This window comes from Georgenia phoenicis, from assembly GCF_047302425.1.
Taxonomy (GTDB): Bacteria; Actinomycetota; Actinomycetes; order Actinomycetales; family Actinomycetaceae; genus Oceanitalea.
Map to the genome: position 1 here is coordinate 2,694,161 of NZ_CP154855.1, position 16,954 is coordinate 2,711,114.

General features: G+C 74.2%; 13 protein-coding genes and 1 pseudogene. 5 read left to right on the plus strand and 9 right to left on the minus strand.

Annotation, left to right across the window (positions count from 1 at the left end):
• The first annotated feature begins 52 nt into the window (after positions 1-52).
• Positions 53-727: an amino acid ABC transporter permease gene (locus AA0005_RS12800; RefSeq protein ID WP_413450555.1), complete on the plus strand. Its 675-nt coding sequence runs from the start codon at positions 53-55 to the stop codon at positions 725-727.
• Positions 724-1,611: an amino acid ABC transporter permease gene (locus tag AA0005_RS12805; protein WP_413450556.1), complete on the plus strand. Its 888-nt coding sequence runs from the start codon at positions 724-726 to the stop codon at positions 1,609-1,611. The genes AA0005_RS12800 and AA0005_RS12805 overlap by 4 nt, the downstream gene beginning before the upstream one ends.
• 16 nt (positions 1,612-1,627) lie before the next feature.
• Here AA0005_RS12805 and AA0005_RS12810 read toward each other — a convergent pair whose 3' ends face one another.
• The 4 genes and pseudogenes from AA0005_RS12810 to AA0005_RS12825 all read right to left on the minus strand — a co-directional run bounded on the left by AA0005_RS12810 (position 1,628) and on the right by AA0005_RS12825 (position 3,716).
• Complete coding sequence (locus tag AA0005_RS12810) at positions 1,628-1,951, minus strand: regulatory protein RecX (RefSeq protein ID WP_413450557.1); 324 nt, start codon at positions 1,949-1,951, stop codon at positions 1,628-1,630.
• A gap of 102 nt (positions 1,952-2,053) precedes the next feature.
• Positions 2,054-2,215 (minus strand): annotated as a pseudogene (locus tag AA0005_RS12815) (recombination regulator RecX); the annotation flags it as partial.
• The gene (recA, locus tag AA0005_RS12820) at positions 2,212-3,252 is read right to left on the minus strand and encodes a recombinase RecA (RefSeq protein WP_413450558.1); all 1,041 of its coding nucleotides are present in this window, start codon (positions 3,250-3,252) and stop codon (positions 2,212-2,214) included. The gene recA and the pseudogene AA0005_RS12815, both read right to left, overlap by 4 nt.
• A gap of 233 nt (positions 3,253-3,485) precedes the next feature.
• The gene (locus AA0005_RS12825; protein ID WP_413450559.1) at positions 3,486-3,716 is read right to left on the minus strand and encodes a DUF3046 domain-containing protein; all 231 of its coding nucleotides are present in this window, start codon (positions 3,714-3,716) and stop codon (positions 3,486-3,488) included.
• Positions 3,717-3,798: 82 nt separating this feature from the next.
• Here AA0005_RS12825 and AA0005_RS12830 point away from each other — a divergent pair, with 82 nt between their 5' ends.
• The gene (locus tag AA0005_RS12830) at positions 3,799-8,508 is read left to right on the plus strand and encodes a DEAD/DEAH box helicase (RefSeq protein WP_413450560.1); all 4,710 of its coding nucleotides are present in this window, start codon (positions 3,799-3,801) and stop codon (positions 8,506-8,508) included.
• A complete protein-coding gene (locus AA0005_RS12835) occupies positions 8,495-9,274 on the plus strand; it encodes a DNA-formamidopyrimidine glycosylase family protein (protein WP_413450561.1) in 780 nt (259 codons plus the stop codon). The genes AA0005_RS12830 and AA0005_RS12835 overlap by 14 nt, the downstream gene beginning before the upstream one ends.
• 61 nt (positions 9,275-9,335) lie before the next feature.
• Here the strand turns inward: AA0005_RS12835 and AA0005_RS12840 are convergent, their stop codons facing one another.
• From AA0005_RS12840 to pgsA, 3 genes are all read right to left on the minus strand, one after another.
• Positions 9,336-9,644, minus strand: coding sequence for a helix-turn-helix domain-containing protein (locus AA0005_RS12840; RefSeq protein ID WP_110852306.1), 309 nt, complete (start codon positions 9,642-9,644; stop codon positions 9,336-9,338).
• A gap of 149 nt (positions 9,645-9,793) precedes the next feature.
• Positions 9,794-10,285: a CinA family protein gene (locus tag AA0005_RS12845; protein ID WP_413450562.1), complete on the minus strand. Its 492-nt coding sequence runs from the start codon at positions 10,283-10,285 to the stop codon at positions 9,794-9,796.
• Positions 10,282-10,875 (minus strand): CDP-diacylglycerol--glycerol-3-phosphate 3-phosphatidyltransferase, encoded by a 594-nt coding sequence (gene pgsA, locus AA0005_RS12850; protein WP_413450563.1) that lies wholly within the window; start codon positions 10,873-10,875, stop codon positions 10,282-10,284. Before pgsA ends, AA0005_RS12845 begins: the two co-directional genes overlap by 4 nt.
• A gap of 61 nt (positions 10,876-10,936) precedes the next feature.
• On the opposite strand from pgsA, the gene AA0005_RS12855 reads away from it, so the two are divergent.
• Positions 10,937-12,250 carry a CapA family protein gene (locus AA0005_RS12855; protein WP_413450564.1) on the plus strand — a complete coding sequence of 438 codons (1,314 nt, stop codon included), beginning with the start codon at positions 10,937-10,939 and terminating at the stop codon, positions 12,248-12,250.
• Between the two features lie 239 nt (positions 12,251-12,489).
• Here the strand turns inward: AA0005_RS12855 and AA0005_RS12860 are convergent, their stop codons facing one another.
• Both AA0005_RS12860 and AA0005_RS12865 read right to left on the minus strand, forming a co-directional pair.
• Positions 12,490-15,132, minus strand: coding sequence for a DNA translocase FtsK (locus tag AA0005_RS12860; protein WP_413450565.1), 2,643 nt, complete (start codon positions 15,130-15,132; stop codon positions 12,490-12,492).
• Positions 15,133-15,239: 107 nt separating this feature from the next.
• Positions 15,240-16,514 (minus strand): leucyl aminopeptidase family protein, encoded by a 1,275-nt coding sequence (locus tag AA0005_RS12865; protein WP_413450566.1) that lies wholly within the window; start codon positions 16,512-16,514, stop codon positions 15,240-15,242.
• Positions 16,515-16,954: the final 440 nt, after the last annotated feature.

A 16,954-nucleotide genomic window follows, 5' to 3' on the forward strand; every position in this document is an offset into this window, starting at 1 on the left:
GGGCCGCCGGCCGCGCCCGTCCCTCCCCTGACCTGGCCAAGGTGGTATGCCCGTGAGTGACTTCCTCGAGGTGCTCTCGAACTACGACATCGCCGGCGCCTACTGGACCAACCTCCGGCTGGCGTTCTTCTCTGCGGTCTTCTCGCTGGCCCTCGGCACCGTCCTGGCGCTCATGCGCATCTCCCCGTTCCCCTCACTGCGGTGGGCCGGGGCCACCTACGTCAACCTCGTGCGGAACATCCCGCTCACCGTGGTGATGATGTTCGCCGCGTTCGTGCTCTGGCCCCAGCTCGGTGTCCAGTTCGCCGAGCGCTTCGACGCCAACTTCTTCTGGCTCGCGGTGTGGGCGCTGTCGGTCTACACGGCCTCCTTCGTCTGTGAGTCGATCCGCTCCGGGGTCAACACCGTCCCCGTGGGGCAGGCGGAGGCCGCCCGGGCGATCGGGCTGCCCTTCGTGCCCGCCGCGCGGCTCGTCATCATGCCGCAGGCCTTCCGGGGCGCCATCGCGCCGCTGGGCAACACGCTCATCGCCCTCATCAAGAACACCACCGTGGCGGCGGCGATCTCCGTCAACGAGATCTCCCTGCTCATGGCGGGGATGCTCGACCGGGACGCGAACTACGTCATCCCGATCTTCCTCACGGTGGCAGCCGGCTTCGTCGTCATCGTCATCCCGATCGGTCTGGCCGTCACCTACCTCTCCCGACGTCTGGCGGTGTCCCGATGAGCACACAGTCCGTCCTCTTCGACGCGCCGGGGCCCCGCACCCGACGCCGCATCCTCGTCGGGAACGTCGTGGGTGCCGTCCTCGTGCTCGCCGGCGCCGTCTTCGTGGTCTACCAGCTGCACGTGCACGGCCAGCTGGCCGGTGACCTGTGGGCGCCGATGCTCGAGGCGCGCACCTGGCTGTACTACTTCCTGCCGGGCCTGCAGAACACGCTGGTGGCGGCGGCCTACTCGATCGTCCTCGCGCTCGTCTTCGGCCTGCTCTTCGGGGTGGGGCGGCTCTCCGGTGTGCGCGTGGTCCGGTGGTTCTGCGGTGTGGTCGTCGAGTTCTTCCGGGCAGTCCCGGTGCTCATCCTCATGATCGGCGGCTGGTTCTTCAGTGCCCAGTTCCTCCAGGTGGCACCGTCCCTGAGCCCGCTGCTCGGCGTGGTCATCGGCCTGACCCTCTACAACGGGTCGGTCATCGCCGAGCTCGTGCGCTCCGGTGTGCACGGCCTGCCGTCCGGTCAGCGCGAGGCCGCCCTGGCGATCGGGATGACCCGCGGCCAGTCGATCCGCTCCGTGGAGCTGCCGCAGGCGCTCATGGCGATGCTCCCGGCCCTGGTGAGCCAGTTCGTCGTCGTCCTCAAGGACTCCGCGCTCGGCGCGATCATCACCTACAGCGAGCTGCTCCGCTCGGCCCGGCTCATCGGCGCGGACGCCCCGTTCCCGGTGCTCCAGTCCTTCTTCGTCATCGCGGTCATCTACATCGTGCTCAACGCGGCGCTCGCCTGGGCCGCCGGGCGGGCGGCACGCCGGATCGGCGGGCGGACCTCGGCGCGGGTGAACCGCCCCGAGGTGCCCAAGGGCGGGGTGGACGTCACCGCCACCTACGGGACCGCCTGAGCCGGCCCACGCGGGTTCACCCGAGATAGTCGTCGGGGTTGCCCTCCGCGGCCTCCTCGCCCTCCGCGGCGAGGGCCTCGTCGACGGCGCGCATCGCGACGCCGGGTGAGTAGCCCTTGCGGGCGAGCATGCCGGCGAGCCGGCGACGGCGCTTGTCGCGGTCGAGGCCGCGGCTCGCCCGGGCCTTGCGGACGGCGAGCTCGCGGGCGGCGGTGAGCTCGTCGTCGTCGTCGATCTGCTCGAGGGCCTGCTCGGCGACCTCGGGGCTCACGCCCTTGCGGCGCAGCTCGTGCGACAGGGCCCGCCGCGCGAGCCCCCGCTCCTGGTGGCGGGTGCGCACGAGCATCTCGGCGTAGGCGGTGTCGTCGACGAGCCCGACCTCCTCGAAACGGTCGAGGAGGCGCTCGGCGACCTCCTCGGGAACGTCCTTGGCGGCGAGCTTCTCGGCGAGCTGGGCGCGGCTGCGCGGAGCGGCGGCGAGCTGGCGCAGGAGGATCGCGCGCGCGACCTCCTCACCGGGCGGTTCGACGTCCTCGGCGGCAGCGCCGGTGGTCGGAGGCTCGGGTGCGGGCCTCCGACCACCGGGTCGTGACGAGGGGCTCAGAAGTCGACCTTCGCCTCGTCGGCGGCGTCCTCCGCCTTGGCGCCGATGCCGAGCTTGTCGAGGATCTTCTTCTCGATCTCGACGGCGAGCTCGGGGTTGTCCTTGAGGAAGCGGCGCGAGTTCTCCTTGCCCTGCCCGAGCTGGTCGCCCTCGTAGGTGAACCAGGCGCCGGACTTGCGCACGATGCCGTGCTCGACGCCGAGGTCGATGAGACCGCCCTCGCGCGAGATGCCCTGGCCGTAGACGATGTCGAACTCGGCCTGCTTGAAGGGCGGGGCCATCTTGTTCTTGACGATCTTGGCCCGCGTGCGGTTACCCACCGCGGCGGTGCCCTCCTTGAGGGTCTCGATGCGGCGGACGTCGATGCGCACGGAGGCGTAGAACTTCAGCGCCTTGCCACCGGTGGTGGTCTCCGGGGAGCCGAAGAACACGCCGATCTTCTCGCGCAGCTGGTTGATGAAGATCGCCGTGGTGCCCGAGGCGGACAGCGCACCGGTGATCTTGCGCAGCGCCTGGGACATGAGGCGGGCCTGGAGACCGACGTGGGAGTCGCCCATCTCGCCCTCGATCTCGGCCTTGGGCACGAGCGCCGCGACGGAGTCGATGACGACGATGTCCAGCGCGCCGGAGCGGATGAGCATGTCCATGATCTCCAGCGCCTGCTCACCGGTGTCCGGCTGGGAGACGAGGAGGGCGTCGGTGTCGACACCGAGCTTCTTCGCGTACTCCGGGTCGAGCGCGTGCTCGGCGTCGATGAACGCGGCGATCCCGCCGGCGCGCTGGGCGTTGGCCACGGCGTGGAGCGCGACGGTCGTCTTGCCCGAGGACTCCGGGCCGTAGATCTCGACGATGCGGCCACGGGGCAGCCCGCCGATGCCGAGGGCGACGTCCAGGGCCACCGACCCGGTGGGGATGACGGCGACGGGCGGACGGGTGTCGTCCCCCAGCCGCATGATCGAGCCCTTGCCGAACTGGCGGTCGATCTGGCTGAGCGCGGCCTCGAGGGCCTTGCTGCGGTCTGCTACGGGAGCGGCCATGTGGGTCTCCTTGTGTCGTGGCCGGCGGGGCGCGGCCGTGCGGGACGGGGCTGGTCTGTCAGGGCCCGCCCTCTCCGGACGGCTACCTGTGGGGAGGCTATGTCCGACCACTGACATCCGGGTCGCGGGCCCCACGTGCTGTGGAGACCAGCGGCTCGTCCTTCCCTGGGGACCAGCCTAGACCGAACGGGCGTTCGAGTCCGCCCCCGACACGCGGAGGTTCTCCGAGCCGCTCAGCGGCGCTTGGGGTCCAGGGTGCCGCGGTGGCGCCAGCGCACCCGCTCGTCGAGGTCCATCTCCTCGCACACCGCGTCCCAGACCTCCTGCGGGGGCACGCCGTCCGCGAGCGCCGCGTCCGCCGTGCGGTTGCCGAGCGGCACGAGGACGAGCTCGGCCGCGAGCGTGCGCCCGTACGCCGAGCCGAAGGTCTCCTCCAGCGCCTGCCGGAACTCCGAGTGCTTCACCGCACCAGCGTGCCACGCCGACGCCGTGCAGCGCCCCCGCTGCCGAGGAGTGGATGTCACACCTGCCCTGCACAATGTCGGGATGGTGGACGACGCGCTGGCCGGCTTCTCGGCGCCCACGCGCGCCTGGTTCTCGGGCGCCTTCGCCGCCCCCACCGCCGCGCAGGCCGGTGCCTGGGAGGCGGTGCGGGCCGGGGACCACGCCCTCGTCGTCGCCCCCACCGGCTCCGGCAAGACGCTGTCCGCGTTCCTGTGGTCGGTGGACCGCCTGCTCACCGGGGAGGACCCGCCACCCGAGCGGCGCGCCCGCGTCGTCTACGTCTCCCCGCTCAAGGCGCTGGCCGCGGACGTCGAGCGCAACCTCCGCTCCCCGCTCGTCGGCATCACCCGGGCGGCCGCCTCGGCGGGCACCCCCGTGCGGGACGTCACGGTCGGCGTCCGCACCGGTGACACGCCGCCCGCCGAGCGCCGTGCCCTGGCCACCCGCCCGCCGGACATCCTCATCACCACGCCGGAGTCCCTCTACCTCGTCCTCACCTCCGCGGCGCGCGAGGGGCTGCGCGGGGTGGAGACCGTCATCCTCGACGAGGTCCACGCCGTCGCCGGCACCAAGCGCGGGGCCCACCTGGCCGTCACGCTCGAGCGGCTCGACGCCCTCCTGCCCCGGCCCGCCCAGCGGGTCGGGCTCTCGGCCACGGTGCGGCCCGTCGAGGCCGTCGCACGCTTCCTCGGGGGCGCCCGGGCACCGGAGGACGGCGGGCGGCCGGTCCGCGTCGTGCGCCCGGACATCGCCAAGGAGCTCCAGGTCGACGTCGTCGTCCCGGTCCCCGACCTCTCCGACCTGCCCGACGCGCCCGGCCGCGAGCAGACGGCCGCCGAGGAGGACCTGTCCGGCAGCGCCGCGGGCCGCCTGCCCGCCCAGCACCGCGCCTCGATCTGGCCGCACGTCGAGGAGCGGCTCGTCGACCTCATCACCTCCCACCGCTCGACCATCGTCTTCGCCAACTCCCGCCGCGGGGCCGAGCGGCTCGCCGCCCGCGTCAACGAGGTGTGGGCCGAGCGCACCCGACCCGCGGACGACGAGGCCGCCACGTCCGCGCCGTCGTCGTCCCCGGGCTGGGCGGCGCAGGTGCCGGGCCAGTCCGGGACGGCCTCCCCCGCCGCGGACGGCGAGCTCGCCCGCGCCCACCACGGCTCGATGAGCCGCGAGGAGCGCACCCGGATCGAGTCGGCCCTGAAGTCGGGGACGCTGCCCGCCGTCATCGCCACCTCCACCCTCGAGCTCGGCATCGACATGGGCGCCGTCGACCTCGTCGTCCAGGTCGGCTCCCCGCCGTCGGTCGCCTCCGCCCTCCAGCGGATCGGCCGGGCCGGCCACCAGGTCGGGGCGCTGTCCCGCGGCGTCGTCCTGCCCACCCACCGCGGGGACCTCCTCGCCGCCTCCGTCACCTCCGTGCGCGCGCAGGAGGGCGCGATCGAGGCGCTTCAGGTCGTCGCCAACCCGCTCGACGTCCTCGCCCAGCAGGTCGTCGCCATGCTCGCCGTCGAGGACTGGTCGGTCGACGAGCTCGCCGCCCTCGTCCGGCGTAGCGCGCCCTTCGAGTCCCTCGGCGACGCCTCCCTGCACGCCGTCCTCGACATGCTCTCCGGCCGCTACCCCAGCGAGGACTTCGCCGAGCTGCGCCCGCGCCTCGTGTGGGACCGCGCCGCCGGCACCCTCAGCGCCCGGCCCGGCGCGGTGCGCCTGGCGACGACGAGCGGCGGCACGATCCCCGACCGCGGCCTGTACGGCGTCTTCCTCGCCGCGGGTGCGAGCGCCGACGACGGCGTCACCTCCGCCGGCCGCGGCGGGCGCCGCGTCGGCGAGCTCGACGAAGAGATGGTCTTCGAGTCCCGCGTCGGGGACACCTTCACCCTCGGCTCGAGCACGTGGCGGATCGAGGACATCACCCCCGACCGCGTCCTCGTCTCCCCCGCCCCGGGGCAGCCCGGGCGGCTGCCCTTCTGGAAGGGCGACTCCCCCGGCCGCCCGGTGGAGCTCGGCCGGGCGCTCGGCGCCTTCGTCCGCACCACCGCGACCCTGCCGCCCGAGCAGGCGCACGAGCGGCTCGCCGAGCAGGGCCTGGACGAGTGGGCCCGGGACAACCTCCTCGGCTACCTCCACGAGCAGCGCGAGCACGCCCACCTCAGCGACGACCGCACGATCGTCCTCGAGCGTTTCCGCGACGAGCTCGGGGACTGGCGGCTCGTCATCCACTCCCCCTTCGGCTCGCGCGTCCACACGCCGTGGGCACTCGTCCTGGCCGCCCGGCTGCGCGAGCAGCTCGGCATGGACGTCGCCGCGATGCCCGCCGACGACGGCATCGTCATGCGGCTGCCCGACGTCGGCTCCGAGGGCGGGGAGCTGCCCGTCAGCGCCGAGGACCTCCTCCTCGACCCCGACGAGCTCACCGGACAGGTGGTCGACGCGCTGGCCGGCTCCGCGCACTTCGCCTCGCGCTTCCGCGAGGCCGCCGCCCGTGCGCTGCTCCTGCCGCGCCGTCGCCCCGACCGCCGCCAGCCGCTGTGGCAGCAGCGCCACCGCGCGGCCCAGCTGCTCGGCGTCGCGGTCGACCACCCCGACTTCCCCATCGTCCTCGAGGCCGTGCGCGAGTGCCTGCAGGACGACTTCGACACCCCGGCCCTCGCCGAGCTCATGGGGCAGGTCGCACGGCGCGAGCTGCGCGTCGTCGAGGTCGCCACCCCCACGCCGTCGCCCTTCGCGCGCAGCCTCCTCATGGGCTACGTCGGCCAGTTCCTCTACGACGGCGACGCCCCCGCGGCCGAGCGCCGCGCCGCCGCCCTCACCCTCGACCCCCGCCTCCTCGCCGAGCTCATCGGGCCCGGCGCCACCGAGCTCGCCGACCTCCTCGACGCCGGCGCGCTGGCCGAGATCGAGGCCGAGGTCGCCCTGCGCCGCTACCCCGCGCAGGACGTCGAGGCGCTGGCCGACCTCGTCCGCCGCCTCGGCCCCGCGACGACGGCGGAGCTCGCCACCCGCTGCGACCCGCCCACCGCCGTCGAGGGGTGGCTCGAGGAGCTCGAGGCGGCCCGGCGCGTCATCCGGGTCACGGTCGCCGGCGGCGTGCGCTGGGCGGTGCTCGAGGACGCCGGGCGGCTGCGCGACGCGCTCGGCGTGGCCCTGCCGGTCGGGCTGCCCGAGGACGTCCTCGAGCCGGTCCCCGACCCGCTCGGGGACCTCGTGCGGCGCTACGCCCGCACCCACGGGCCCTTCCGCGCCGAGGAGCTCGCCGCCCACCTGGGCCTGGGCACGGCCGCGCTCGCGCCGGTGCTGCGGCGGCTCACGTCCGCGGCGGCCCTCGTCACCGGGCGGCTGCGCCCCGGTTCGGAGTCCGGCGACGAGTACTGCGACGCCGAGGTGCTGCGCCGCATCCGCCGGCGCAGTCTCGCGGTCCTGCGTGCCGAGGTCGAGGCGGTGCCGGCCGCCACGCTGGGGACCTTCCTGCCGCGCTGGCAGCAGGTCGGCACCGCCGGCTCGGGCACGGCCGCGCTGAGCTCGGTGGTCGACCAGCTGGCCGGTGCCCGCGTGCCCGCCTCCGCGCTCGAGTCGCTCGTCCTGCCCGCCCGGGTGAGCGGCTACCGGCCCGCCCTGCTCGACGAGCTCACCACCGCCGGTGAGGTCGTGTGGTGCGGCGCCGGCGCGCTGCCGGGGGTCGACGGCTACCTCGTGCTCGCCCCGGCCGACAGCCCCGAGCTCCTGCCCCCGCCGCAGGAGGTGCCCGAGGACCCCCTCCAGCACACGATCCTCGAGGCGCTCGCCGGCGGCGGGCAGTTCTTCCGCGACCTCCTCGCCGCCTGCCGCGAGGAGGACGCCCTCGCGAGCACCGAGCGGGTGCTCGACGCCCTGTGGGAGCTGGCCTGGGGCGGGCACGTCACCAACGACTCCCTCGGCCCGGTCCGAGCCCGGCTCTCCGGCGGCCGGCCGGCCCACCACTCCGCGCGGCGCCCGCCCCGCGCGAACGGCGCCCTCTCCCGCCGTCGTTCGCTCATGGCCGCCGCCGGCTCCCGCCCCGGAGGCCCGCAGCCGCCCGCCGCGGCCGGGCGCTGGTCGCTCGTCGCGCGTGGCGGCGACACGTCGACCGCGCTGCTCGCCCAGGTGGCCGCGCTCCTCGAGCGCCACGGCGTCCTCACCCGCGGCGCCGCGGGACTGGAGGACCTCCCGGGCGGCTTCGGGACCGCCTACCCCGTCCTCACCCGGCTCGAGGACGCCGGCAAGGTCCGCCGCGGGTACCTCGTCGAGGGGCTGGGCGCCGCCCAGTTCGCCCTGCCCGAGTGCGTCGACCTCCTGCGCGACGCCGTCCGCCGGGAGGACCCCTCCGCCCTCCTCCTCGCCGCCACCGACCCGGCCAACCCCTACGGCGCCGCCCTCCCGTGGCCCGAGACCACGACCGAGGGGGCGCGCCCGCGGCGGGCGGCGGGCGCCGTCGTCGTCCTCGTCGGCGGCGAGCTGTGCCTGTACGTCGAACGGGGCAGGCGCACCCTCCTGTCCTTCACCGCCGATCCCGGCCGGCTCGCGGCGGCCGCGCAGCAGCTCGCCGCCACGGCCGCGGGCGGGACGCTGGGCCGCCTCACCCTCCAGCGGATCGACGGCGAGCCGGCGCTCAGCGCGGGGAGCCCGGCGCGCGAGGCGCTCGAGGCCGCCGGCTTCTTCGCCACCCCGCGCGGGTTGCGGCTGCGGGAGGACGGCCCGGCGCGCCGGGCCGCGGAGGGGGCCACCCGTGCCCGAGGGTGACATCGTCCTGCGGGTCGCCCGGCGGATGGACGCCGCCCTCGCCGGCCAGCGGCTCGTGCGCGGCGAGCTGCGCTGGGGCCGGCTGGGCGACACCGACCTCGCGGGCGCCGTCGTCCTCGGCAACCACCCCGTGGGCAAGCACCTGCTCACCCGGCTCGACGACGGCCGCACCCTCCACACCCACCTGCGCATGGACGGCAGCTGGTGGATCACCCGCGCCGGGCAGGAGCGCGGAGCCGACCGTGCCCACCGGGTGCGAGCCGTGCTCGGCACCGAGCGGTGGACGTGCATCGGCCGGCTGCTCGGCATGGTCGACCTCGTCCGCACCCGCGACGAGCACCTCGTCGTCGGGCACCTGGGACCGGACCTGCTGGCCGACGACGTCGACCTCGAGGAGTGCGGCGAGCGGGTCCGCGCCCAGGGTGACCGCCCGATCGGTGCGGTCCTCCTCGACCAGACCGTCGTCGCCGGCATCGGCACGCTCTACCTCGCCGAGTCCCTGTGGGCCCACGGCGTCCACCCGCTGCGCCCCGCGCGGGACGTCACCGAGCCGGTGTGCGCCACCGCCCGCCACCTCATGCTGCGCTCGGCCGACGCCCCGCTGCCCACGGCCACCGGGGAGACCGGGCCCGGACGCGGCAGCCACGTCCACGGCCGGCGCGGACGACCGTGCCGGCGCTGCGGCACGCCGATCGTCGAGATCCAGGTCGGCCCGCCCGGCCAGGAGCGGCCGGCCTTCTTCTGCCCGCACTGCCAGCCGGCCTAGAACGACCACACCCCCGCCGGCCGGTCGGCCGTCGGGGGTGCGGGCAGTGCTGGGACGCGTGTCAGGCGACGCCGGCAAGCTCCTCACGGAGCGAGGAGACGAGCTCCTCGGGCACGGTGTCGGGCACGTGGACGCCCTCCGCGACCGCGATCCGGTCGCTGACCTTGCGCAGCACGAAGGACATGGGGATGTTGAGTGCGGTGCAGATCGAGGCGAGCAGCTCCGAGGAGGCCTCCTTCTGACCGCGTTCCACCTCGCTGAGGTAGCCGAGGGACACACGGGCCGCGGAGGAGACCTCACGCAGCGTCCGGCCCTGGTGCTGGCGCACCGTCCGGAGCACATCACCGATCTCGCGTCGTAGGACGATCACCGGGGCCACCTCCTGTCGCTCGCCGAAAGTCGTCTTACCGTACCCCGACCCGGGCGAGGGCGCGGGTCGGGCGGGGCGCCGTCCCACAGGGCGGCGTGTCGGTCGCACCTCGGTGCGGCCCGGAACACTGTTCGTCGTCATCAGTGTGGTCAACGGGCGGGCGCACCACTTTGTTCCCGGTCCTCCAGCAGCCCGAGGAGGAGGGCGAGCCCGGCCCCCACCGCCGCACGGCGCACGGCCGGCCGGGTTCCGGCGACCACCAGCCGGCGGACCCGCACCGTGCCGGCGAGGCTCGCGGCGACGAAGGCCGTGCCCGCGGGGGCGCCGTCGGCCGGACCGGGCCCGGCCACGCCGGTGGTCCCGATGCCGCAGTCGGCACCGAGCAGGCGCGCCGCGCCGAGGGCCAGCTGCCGGGCGACCTCGGGCTGGACCGGGCCGCCGTCGTCGAGCACCTCCTGCGCGACGCCCAGCACCTGCGCCTTCAGGGGCGTCGCGTAGGTCACCACACCGCCACGGACGGCGCTCGACGCGCCGGGGACGTCGACGAGGGCGGCGCTGACCAGTCCCCCGGTGAGGGACTCGCCGGTCGCGACCGTCAGACCCGCGGACCGCAGGCGCGCGACGACCGCCGCGGCGGTCACCGGCGGGCCGGGGCCCGCGCGATACGCACGGCACGCACGACGTAGTCGAGCCCGGTGACGACGGTGACGACGACCGCGAGCAGCATGACCCACCACGCGCACGTGAGGACGACGTCGGCCGCCGCCTCGGGGAGCAGGGAGCCCCACGGGACGAGGTAGGCGGTGATGAAGACGATCTGGAGGACGGTCTTCAGCTTGCCGCCGTTGGAGGCGGCCATGACGGCGCGGCGGACCATGACGAAGCGCAGCAGCGTGATGCCGAGCTCGCGCACGATGATGACGACAGGCACCCACCACGGGATCGTGCCCTCCGCCCACAGCAGGAGGAGCGCCGCGATGACGAGCGCCTTGTCCGCGATGGGGTCGGCGATCTTGCCGAAGTTCGTCACCAGGCCGCGGCTGCGGGCGATGTGGCCATCGAGCTTGTCGGTGGCGGCGGCGAGGAGGAAGACGGCGGTCGCCCCCACGCGCGCCGCGGTGGAGTCGCCGAGCATGAGGACGGCGAAGACGGGCACCAGGGCCACGCGCGCCATCGTGAGCACGTTCGCCAGGTTCCACAGCGGGACGTGCGGGGGGTTCTCCGTCGACATGGGGTCCAGGGTACGGGCCGGGGTGCCGGGACACCGACCGCCGCGCAGTACTCTCTGCGCCATGGGACGCCACGCCCTGCCCGCACGCCCCGGCCCCGCGCCCCGGGTGGTGCTCGGTGTGCTCGGCGTCGTCCTGCTCGCCCTCGCCCTGACCGCCGTTGCCCTGTGGCAGCCGTGGCAGCCCGGGCCCCCCGCCGCACCGCTCGCGACGACGACGCCGTCGACCCCCGCCGCGGAGCCCACCCCCACCCCTGCTCCCACGCCCACGCCCGAGCCACGGCCCGACGCCCGCTTCACCATCCTGGGCGCCGGCGACGTGCTGCCGCACGCGACGGTCATCCGTTACGCCCGGACCGGCGAGGGCTACGACTTCGTCCCGATGCTCGAGGCGACCGCGGAGTACACCCGCGGCGCGGACCTCGCCTTGTGCAACGCCGAGGTGCCCGTCGCGCCGCCCGGCACCGAGCCGAGCGGCTACCCGATGTTCGGTGCGCCCGAGGAGCTCGCCGCGAACCTCGCGACGCTCGGCTGGGACGGCTGCTCGACGGGCACCAACCACAGCCTCGACCGGGGGCTCGCGGGCCTCACCCACACCCTCGACGTCTTCGACGCCGCGGGCCTCGGACACGTCGGCACCGCCCGCAGCCGGGCGGAGGCGGACAGCCCGCAGTGGTACGAGCTCGAGCGCGAGGGCCAGACCATCCGGGTCGCGCAGCTCGCCGCCACCTACGGCACCAACGGCATCCCGGTGCCCTCCGACAGCCCCTGGGCGGTCGAGCTCATCGACCCCGACCGCCTCGTGCGCATGGCCACCGAGGCCCGGGAGGCGGGGGCGGACCTCGTCGTCGCGAGCATCCACTGCTGCAGCGAGTACAGCGGTACGGCGCACGCGGACCAGCTCTCCCTGGCCGAGACGCTCGCCGAGTCGGGCCAGGTGGACCTCGTCCTGGGCCACCACGCCCACGTCCCCCAGCCCATCGAGCTCCTTCCCGGCGGCCCCAGCGGCAACGGCATGTGGGTGGCCTACGGGCTGGGCAACTTCATCTCCAACCAGGACGAGCTGTGCTGCGTCGCGCAGACGGCGTCGGGGCTCATGGCCATCGCGCACGTCGTCAAGCCCGACGGCGGTCCCGCCCGGGTGGAGACGGTGGAGTGGACGGCGGTGACGGTCGACCGCGTGGGCGCCCAGCGCCTGCACGTGCTCTCCGACCTCGTCGCCGGCGAGCGGCCCGAGGGCCTCACTCTCACCGACGCGCAGATCACCAGTCGCTACGAGGACGTGCGTGACGTCGTCGGGGACGACGCCGCCGAGCGCACCGAGCCGCCCCAGCCCACCGGTCCGCCGCCCCGCGTCATCCCGCGCTCCGCCGGCTGACCACCCGCCCCGTTCACCGACAGCCGGATTCTCCGCGCCCGTCGGGTACGGAGAATCCGGCTCTCGACGCAAGGGGCGGGACACGCAGCCGCGGAACGCACGCGGTGTGTGTCTTCGCCTCCGGAGAATCCGGCTGTCGGCGCGAGGGGCACCGGGAACAACTCTGCTGTCGGAGCGGGAGACCCTGGAACAACTCTGCTGTCGGCGCGAGGGAGGCGGCGCGAGGACCGCTTCGGCCATCAGCGGTCGGTGAGGTTCCAGGCGTCCTCGTCGGAGGGGGTGTCGTCGTCGTAGTAGTCCTCGACGACCTCCGCGTCGCCCGTGGGCAGGACGGTCGTGGCGTCCACCTCGGCGGCCATGTCGTAGGGCACGTCCTCGCCCGACGGCGGAGGCGTCTCACCGCGGAGCATCGCCAGCGTGGCGGGCAGGTCGTCGGGCTGGACGAGGACGTCACGCGCCTTGGACCCCTCGGAGGGGCCGACGACCTCGCGCGACTCGAGCAGGTCCATGAGCCGCCCGGCCTTGGCGAAGCCGACCCGCAGCTTGCGCTGGAGCATCGACGTCGAGCCGAACTGGGAGCTGACGACGAGCTCGGCCGCCTGGAGCAGCAGGTCGAGGTCGTCGCCGATGTCCTCGTCCACCTGCTTCTTCGCCGCCGCGACGACGACGTCCTCGCGGTAGCTCGGCTGCAGCTGGCTCTTGACGTGCTCGACGACGGCGTGGATCTCCGACTCGGTGACCCAGGCGCCCTGGACACGCATCGGCTTGGGCGCGCCCATCGGCAGGAACAGGGCGTCACCCTGCCCGATGAGCTTCTCCGCGCCGGGCTGGTCGAGGACGACGCGCGAGTCCGCGAGCGACGACGTCGCGAAGGCCAGCCGGGAGGGCACGTTCGCCTTGATGAGGCCGGTGACGACGTCGACGGAGGGCCGCTGGGTGGCGAGCACGAGGTGGATGCCGGCCGCGCGGGCGAGCTGGGTGATGCGCTGGACGGAGGCCTCGACGTCGCGCGGGGCCACCATCATGAGGTCGGCGAGCTCGTCGACGACGACGAGGAGGTAGGGGTAGGTCGAGATCTTGCGCTCGCTGCCCGGCAGCGGCTTGACCTTGCCGGCGCGCACCCCGGCGTTGAAGTCGTCGATGTGCTTGTAGCCGAAGGCGGCGAGGTCGTCGTAGCGCGCGTCCATCTCCCGCACCACCCACTCCAGGGCCTCGGCGGCCTTCTTGGGGTTGGTGATGATCGGGGTGATGAGGTGCGGGATGCCCTCGTAGATCGTCAGCTCCACCCGCTTGGGGTCGACGAGCACCATGCGCACCTCCTCGGGGGTGGCGCGCATCATGATCGAGGTGATCATCGAGTTGACGAAGCTCGACTTACCGGCGCCGGTGGCGCCCGCGACGAGCAGGTGCGGCATCTTGGCGAGGTTGGCGACGACGTAGCCGCCCTCGACGTCCTTGCCCACGCCCATGACGAGCGGGTGCTCGCTGCGGCGGGCCACCGAGGAGCGCAGCACGTCACCCAGGGAGACGGTCTCGCGGTCGGCGTTGGGGATCTCGATGCCGATCGCGGACTTGCCGGGGATCGGGGACAGGATGCGGACGTCGGCACTGGCGACGGCGTAGGCGATGTTCTTGCTCAGCGCCGTGACGCGCTCGACCTTCGTGCCGGCCCCGAGCTCGACCTCGTACCGGGTGACCGTCGGGCCGCGGGAGAAGCCGGTGACCTTGGCGTTGATCTCGAACTGCTCGAGCACGTTGCTCAGCGCCTCGACGACACGGTCGTTGGCGGCCGAGCGGACCTTGTGCGGCGCACCCTTGACGAGCACGTCGTCGGCCGGGAGCTGGTAGACGATGTCCGGGCTGAGCTCGAGCTGCTCGGCGCGGGCCGGCAGCGGCTCGGTGGGCGGAGCGTGGAGCTCCTCCTCGGGCGCCTCCTCCGGCTCCGGCGCAGCGGCCTTCTTGCGCGCGCCGCGCTTGCGGCCCTGCTCGGGCAGGACGGTGGTCTCCTCCGCGGCGGCGGCGATCTCGGCGGCCGAGGCGTAGGCCTCGTCGGCCGCGTAGTCCCCGGGGACGACCTCCGTCTCGGCCTTGGGGGCCCGACGGCGGCGCGGCCTGGGCGGGCGGGGGGCGGCGACCTCCTCCTCCTGCGGGGATGGGGCGCCGTCGTCGCTCGCGCGGTCCTTGCGGCCGGTCAGCGCCCGCAGCTTGCGCGGGATGGCGGCCACCGGCGTCGCGGTGATGATGAGGAGGGAGAAGAAGGCGAGCAGGACGAGCACCGGGATGGCGACCCACTCGCTGAGGAGCACGGTGAGCGGGGTGCCCACCAGCCAGCCGACGACGCCGCCGGCGTCCTGCACCGCCGGGAAGTCCTGGGTGGCGCTCGGCACGCCCTTGGCGATGTGGATGATGCCGGTGACGGCGACGACGGCGATCGCGACGCCGATCGTCACTCGCCCGTTGTCCTGACCGCGCTCGGGGTGGCGCATGAGGCGCACGGCGAGGACGACCAGCGGGACGGGGAGGAGGACGGCGAGCACGCCGACGCTCCCCGCGGTGACGGCGTGGACGACGGTGCCCGCCGCCCCGGACAGCCCGAACCACTCACGCGCGGCGACGATGATCGCGAGCGCGAGGAGCAGCAGGGCCACCCCGTCCTTGCGGAGTGCCGGGTCCAGACCGCGCGCACCACTTCCCATACGACGCAGCGTCCCTCCGATGCCGTGGGCGATCCCCAACCACAGCCCACGCACCGCCCGGACCGGCCACGGGGGTCGTGACGGGCTGGGGGCGCGACTCGACCGTCCTCCGGAGCGCGCGGCCGAGCTCGCGCTCGGCCTGGCGGGCCGGGCGGACCGTGCGGGGGAAGTCGTACGGGTCGCCATGTGTGTCCTCCAAGCGGTGCGTCAGCGACGCACCTGCGGGTCCACTGAACCACACCGGGCCCACCGATCGCCCGGTGGACACGCGATAGCGGCCGTATTGGCCACCGTCACGCGAGGCCGCGGGGTGGCTGCTCGGGCTGCACGGTGGGCGGGGCGAAGGCGAGCGCCAGCTCGATGAGCAGGCGGACGCCGAAGGCCGTGGGACCCTTATTCACCCAGCTGCGCTCGGCCGAGGACTGGGCGGTGCCGGCGATGTCGAGGTGCGCCCACGGCCTGCCGGCGACGAACTCCTCGAGGAAGAGGGCGGCGTGGATCGAGCCGCCGTTGGGGCCGCCGATGTTCTTGATGTCGGCCACTTCCGAGTCCAGCTCCGTGCGGTAGCTGCGCACGAGCGGCAGGCGCCACACCTGCTCGTCGGTGCGCTCGGCCGCCGCGCTCACCTGGGCGGCGAGGTCGTCGTCGTTGGCGAAGAGCCCGGCGACCTCCTCCCCCAGGGCGCGCAGGCACTGCCCGGTGAGCGTGGCGATGTCGACGATCGCGTCGACCCCCTCCTCGACGGCGAGGACGAGCGCGTCGGCCATGACGAGCCGGCCCTCGGCGTCGGTGTTGAGCACCTCGACGGTCCGGCCACCGCGGATGGTGAGGACGTCGCCGAGCTGCATCGCCGAGCCGGAGGGCATGTTGTCGGTGCACATGAGGTAGCCGGTGACCTGCGTGGTGGCGCCGAGCTCGGCGAGCACGGACATCGCCGCGAGGATGTCCCCGGCCCCGGTCATGTCGTTCTTCATCTGGGAGTGGGACAGGTCGCTGGGCTTGAGGCTGATGCCGCCGGAGTCGTACATGACGCCCTTGCCGACGAGCGCGAGGTGGCCGGTGGGCTCCCCCTCGGGGACGTAGCGCAGCACGACCATCCGCGGCTCCTCGACCGAGCCCTTGTTGACGCCGAGCAGCCCGCCCAGGCCCATCTCGACGGCGGCGGCCCTGTCGTGGACCTCCACCTGCAGCCGCGAGCCCTCGGCCAGCGCCTCGGCGATCTCCCCGAGGCGGGTCGCGGTGAGGAGCCCGGCCGGGCAGGCGGCGAGGTCGCGGGCCAGGCAGGCGGCCCGGGACGTGGCCAGGCCGCGGGCCACCCCGGCCCGGACCTCCCCGAGCTCGCCCTCGGGGGCGACGAGGACGATTGAGCGCAGGGCCACCGGCCCCGTCTGCTCGCTGCGCAGGGAGAACCGGTAGCGGGCGAGCACGATCCCCTCGACGACCGCCGCGGCGGCGTCACCCGCGGGCAGGCCGTCGGGGACCCGCGTGGCCAGCCGGGCGTCCTGCGGCACGGCGCGGGCGAAGGCGGCCGCGGCGTCGCGCACCTCGGCGGCGCCGAGCTGCGCCACCTCCCCCACGCTTGATTGGGGCGTAGCTGCGCAAGGATCGCCAGGTCGCTCTCGCGGGCGTCTCGTGTGGCCCGGCGCGGATCTGGGGTCCACAGGACCTGGACCTCGGAGACTCTCTCCTCTTCGGAGATCGCTGTTCCGCGGCCTCGGATCTTCCGAGGTACCGCGATGCCCAGGTAGGGGCTGTCCCACATCATCTGGGCACCCTGCGGTGATAGGCGGCCCATCGCCAGTCTTGTGTCGAAGTTGTCGCGCATGGAGCCAGTCATGAAGTCTGCGTCGGGGCGTTGCGTTCCCAGGATCAGGTGCACGCGAGCGGATCTGCCTTTCTCGGCGATGGCTGCGACCCAGTCGAAGACCGGGGACTTCGTAGGCATCCCGCGTACCTTGATCGCGGTCCACCATGCGGTGACCAGTCGGTGGAAGTTGCGGAACTCGTC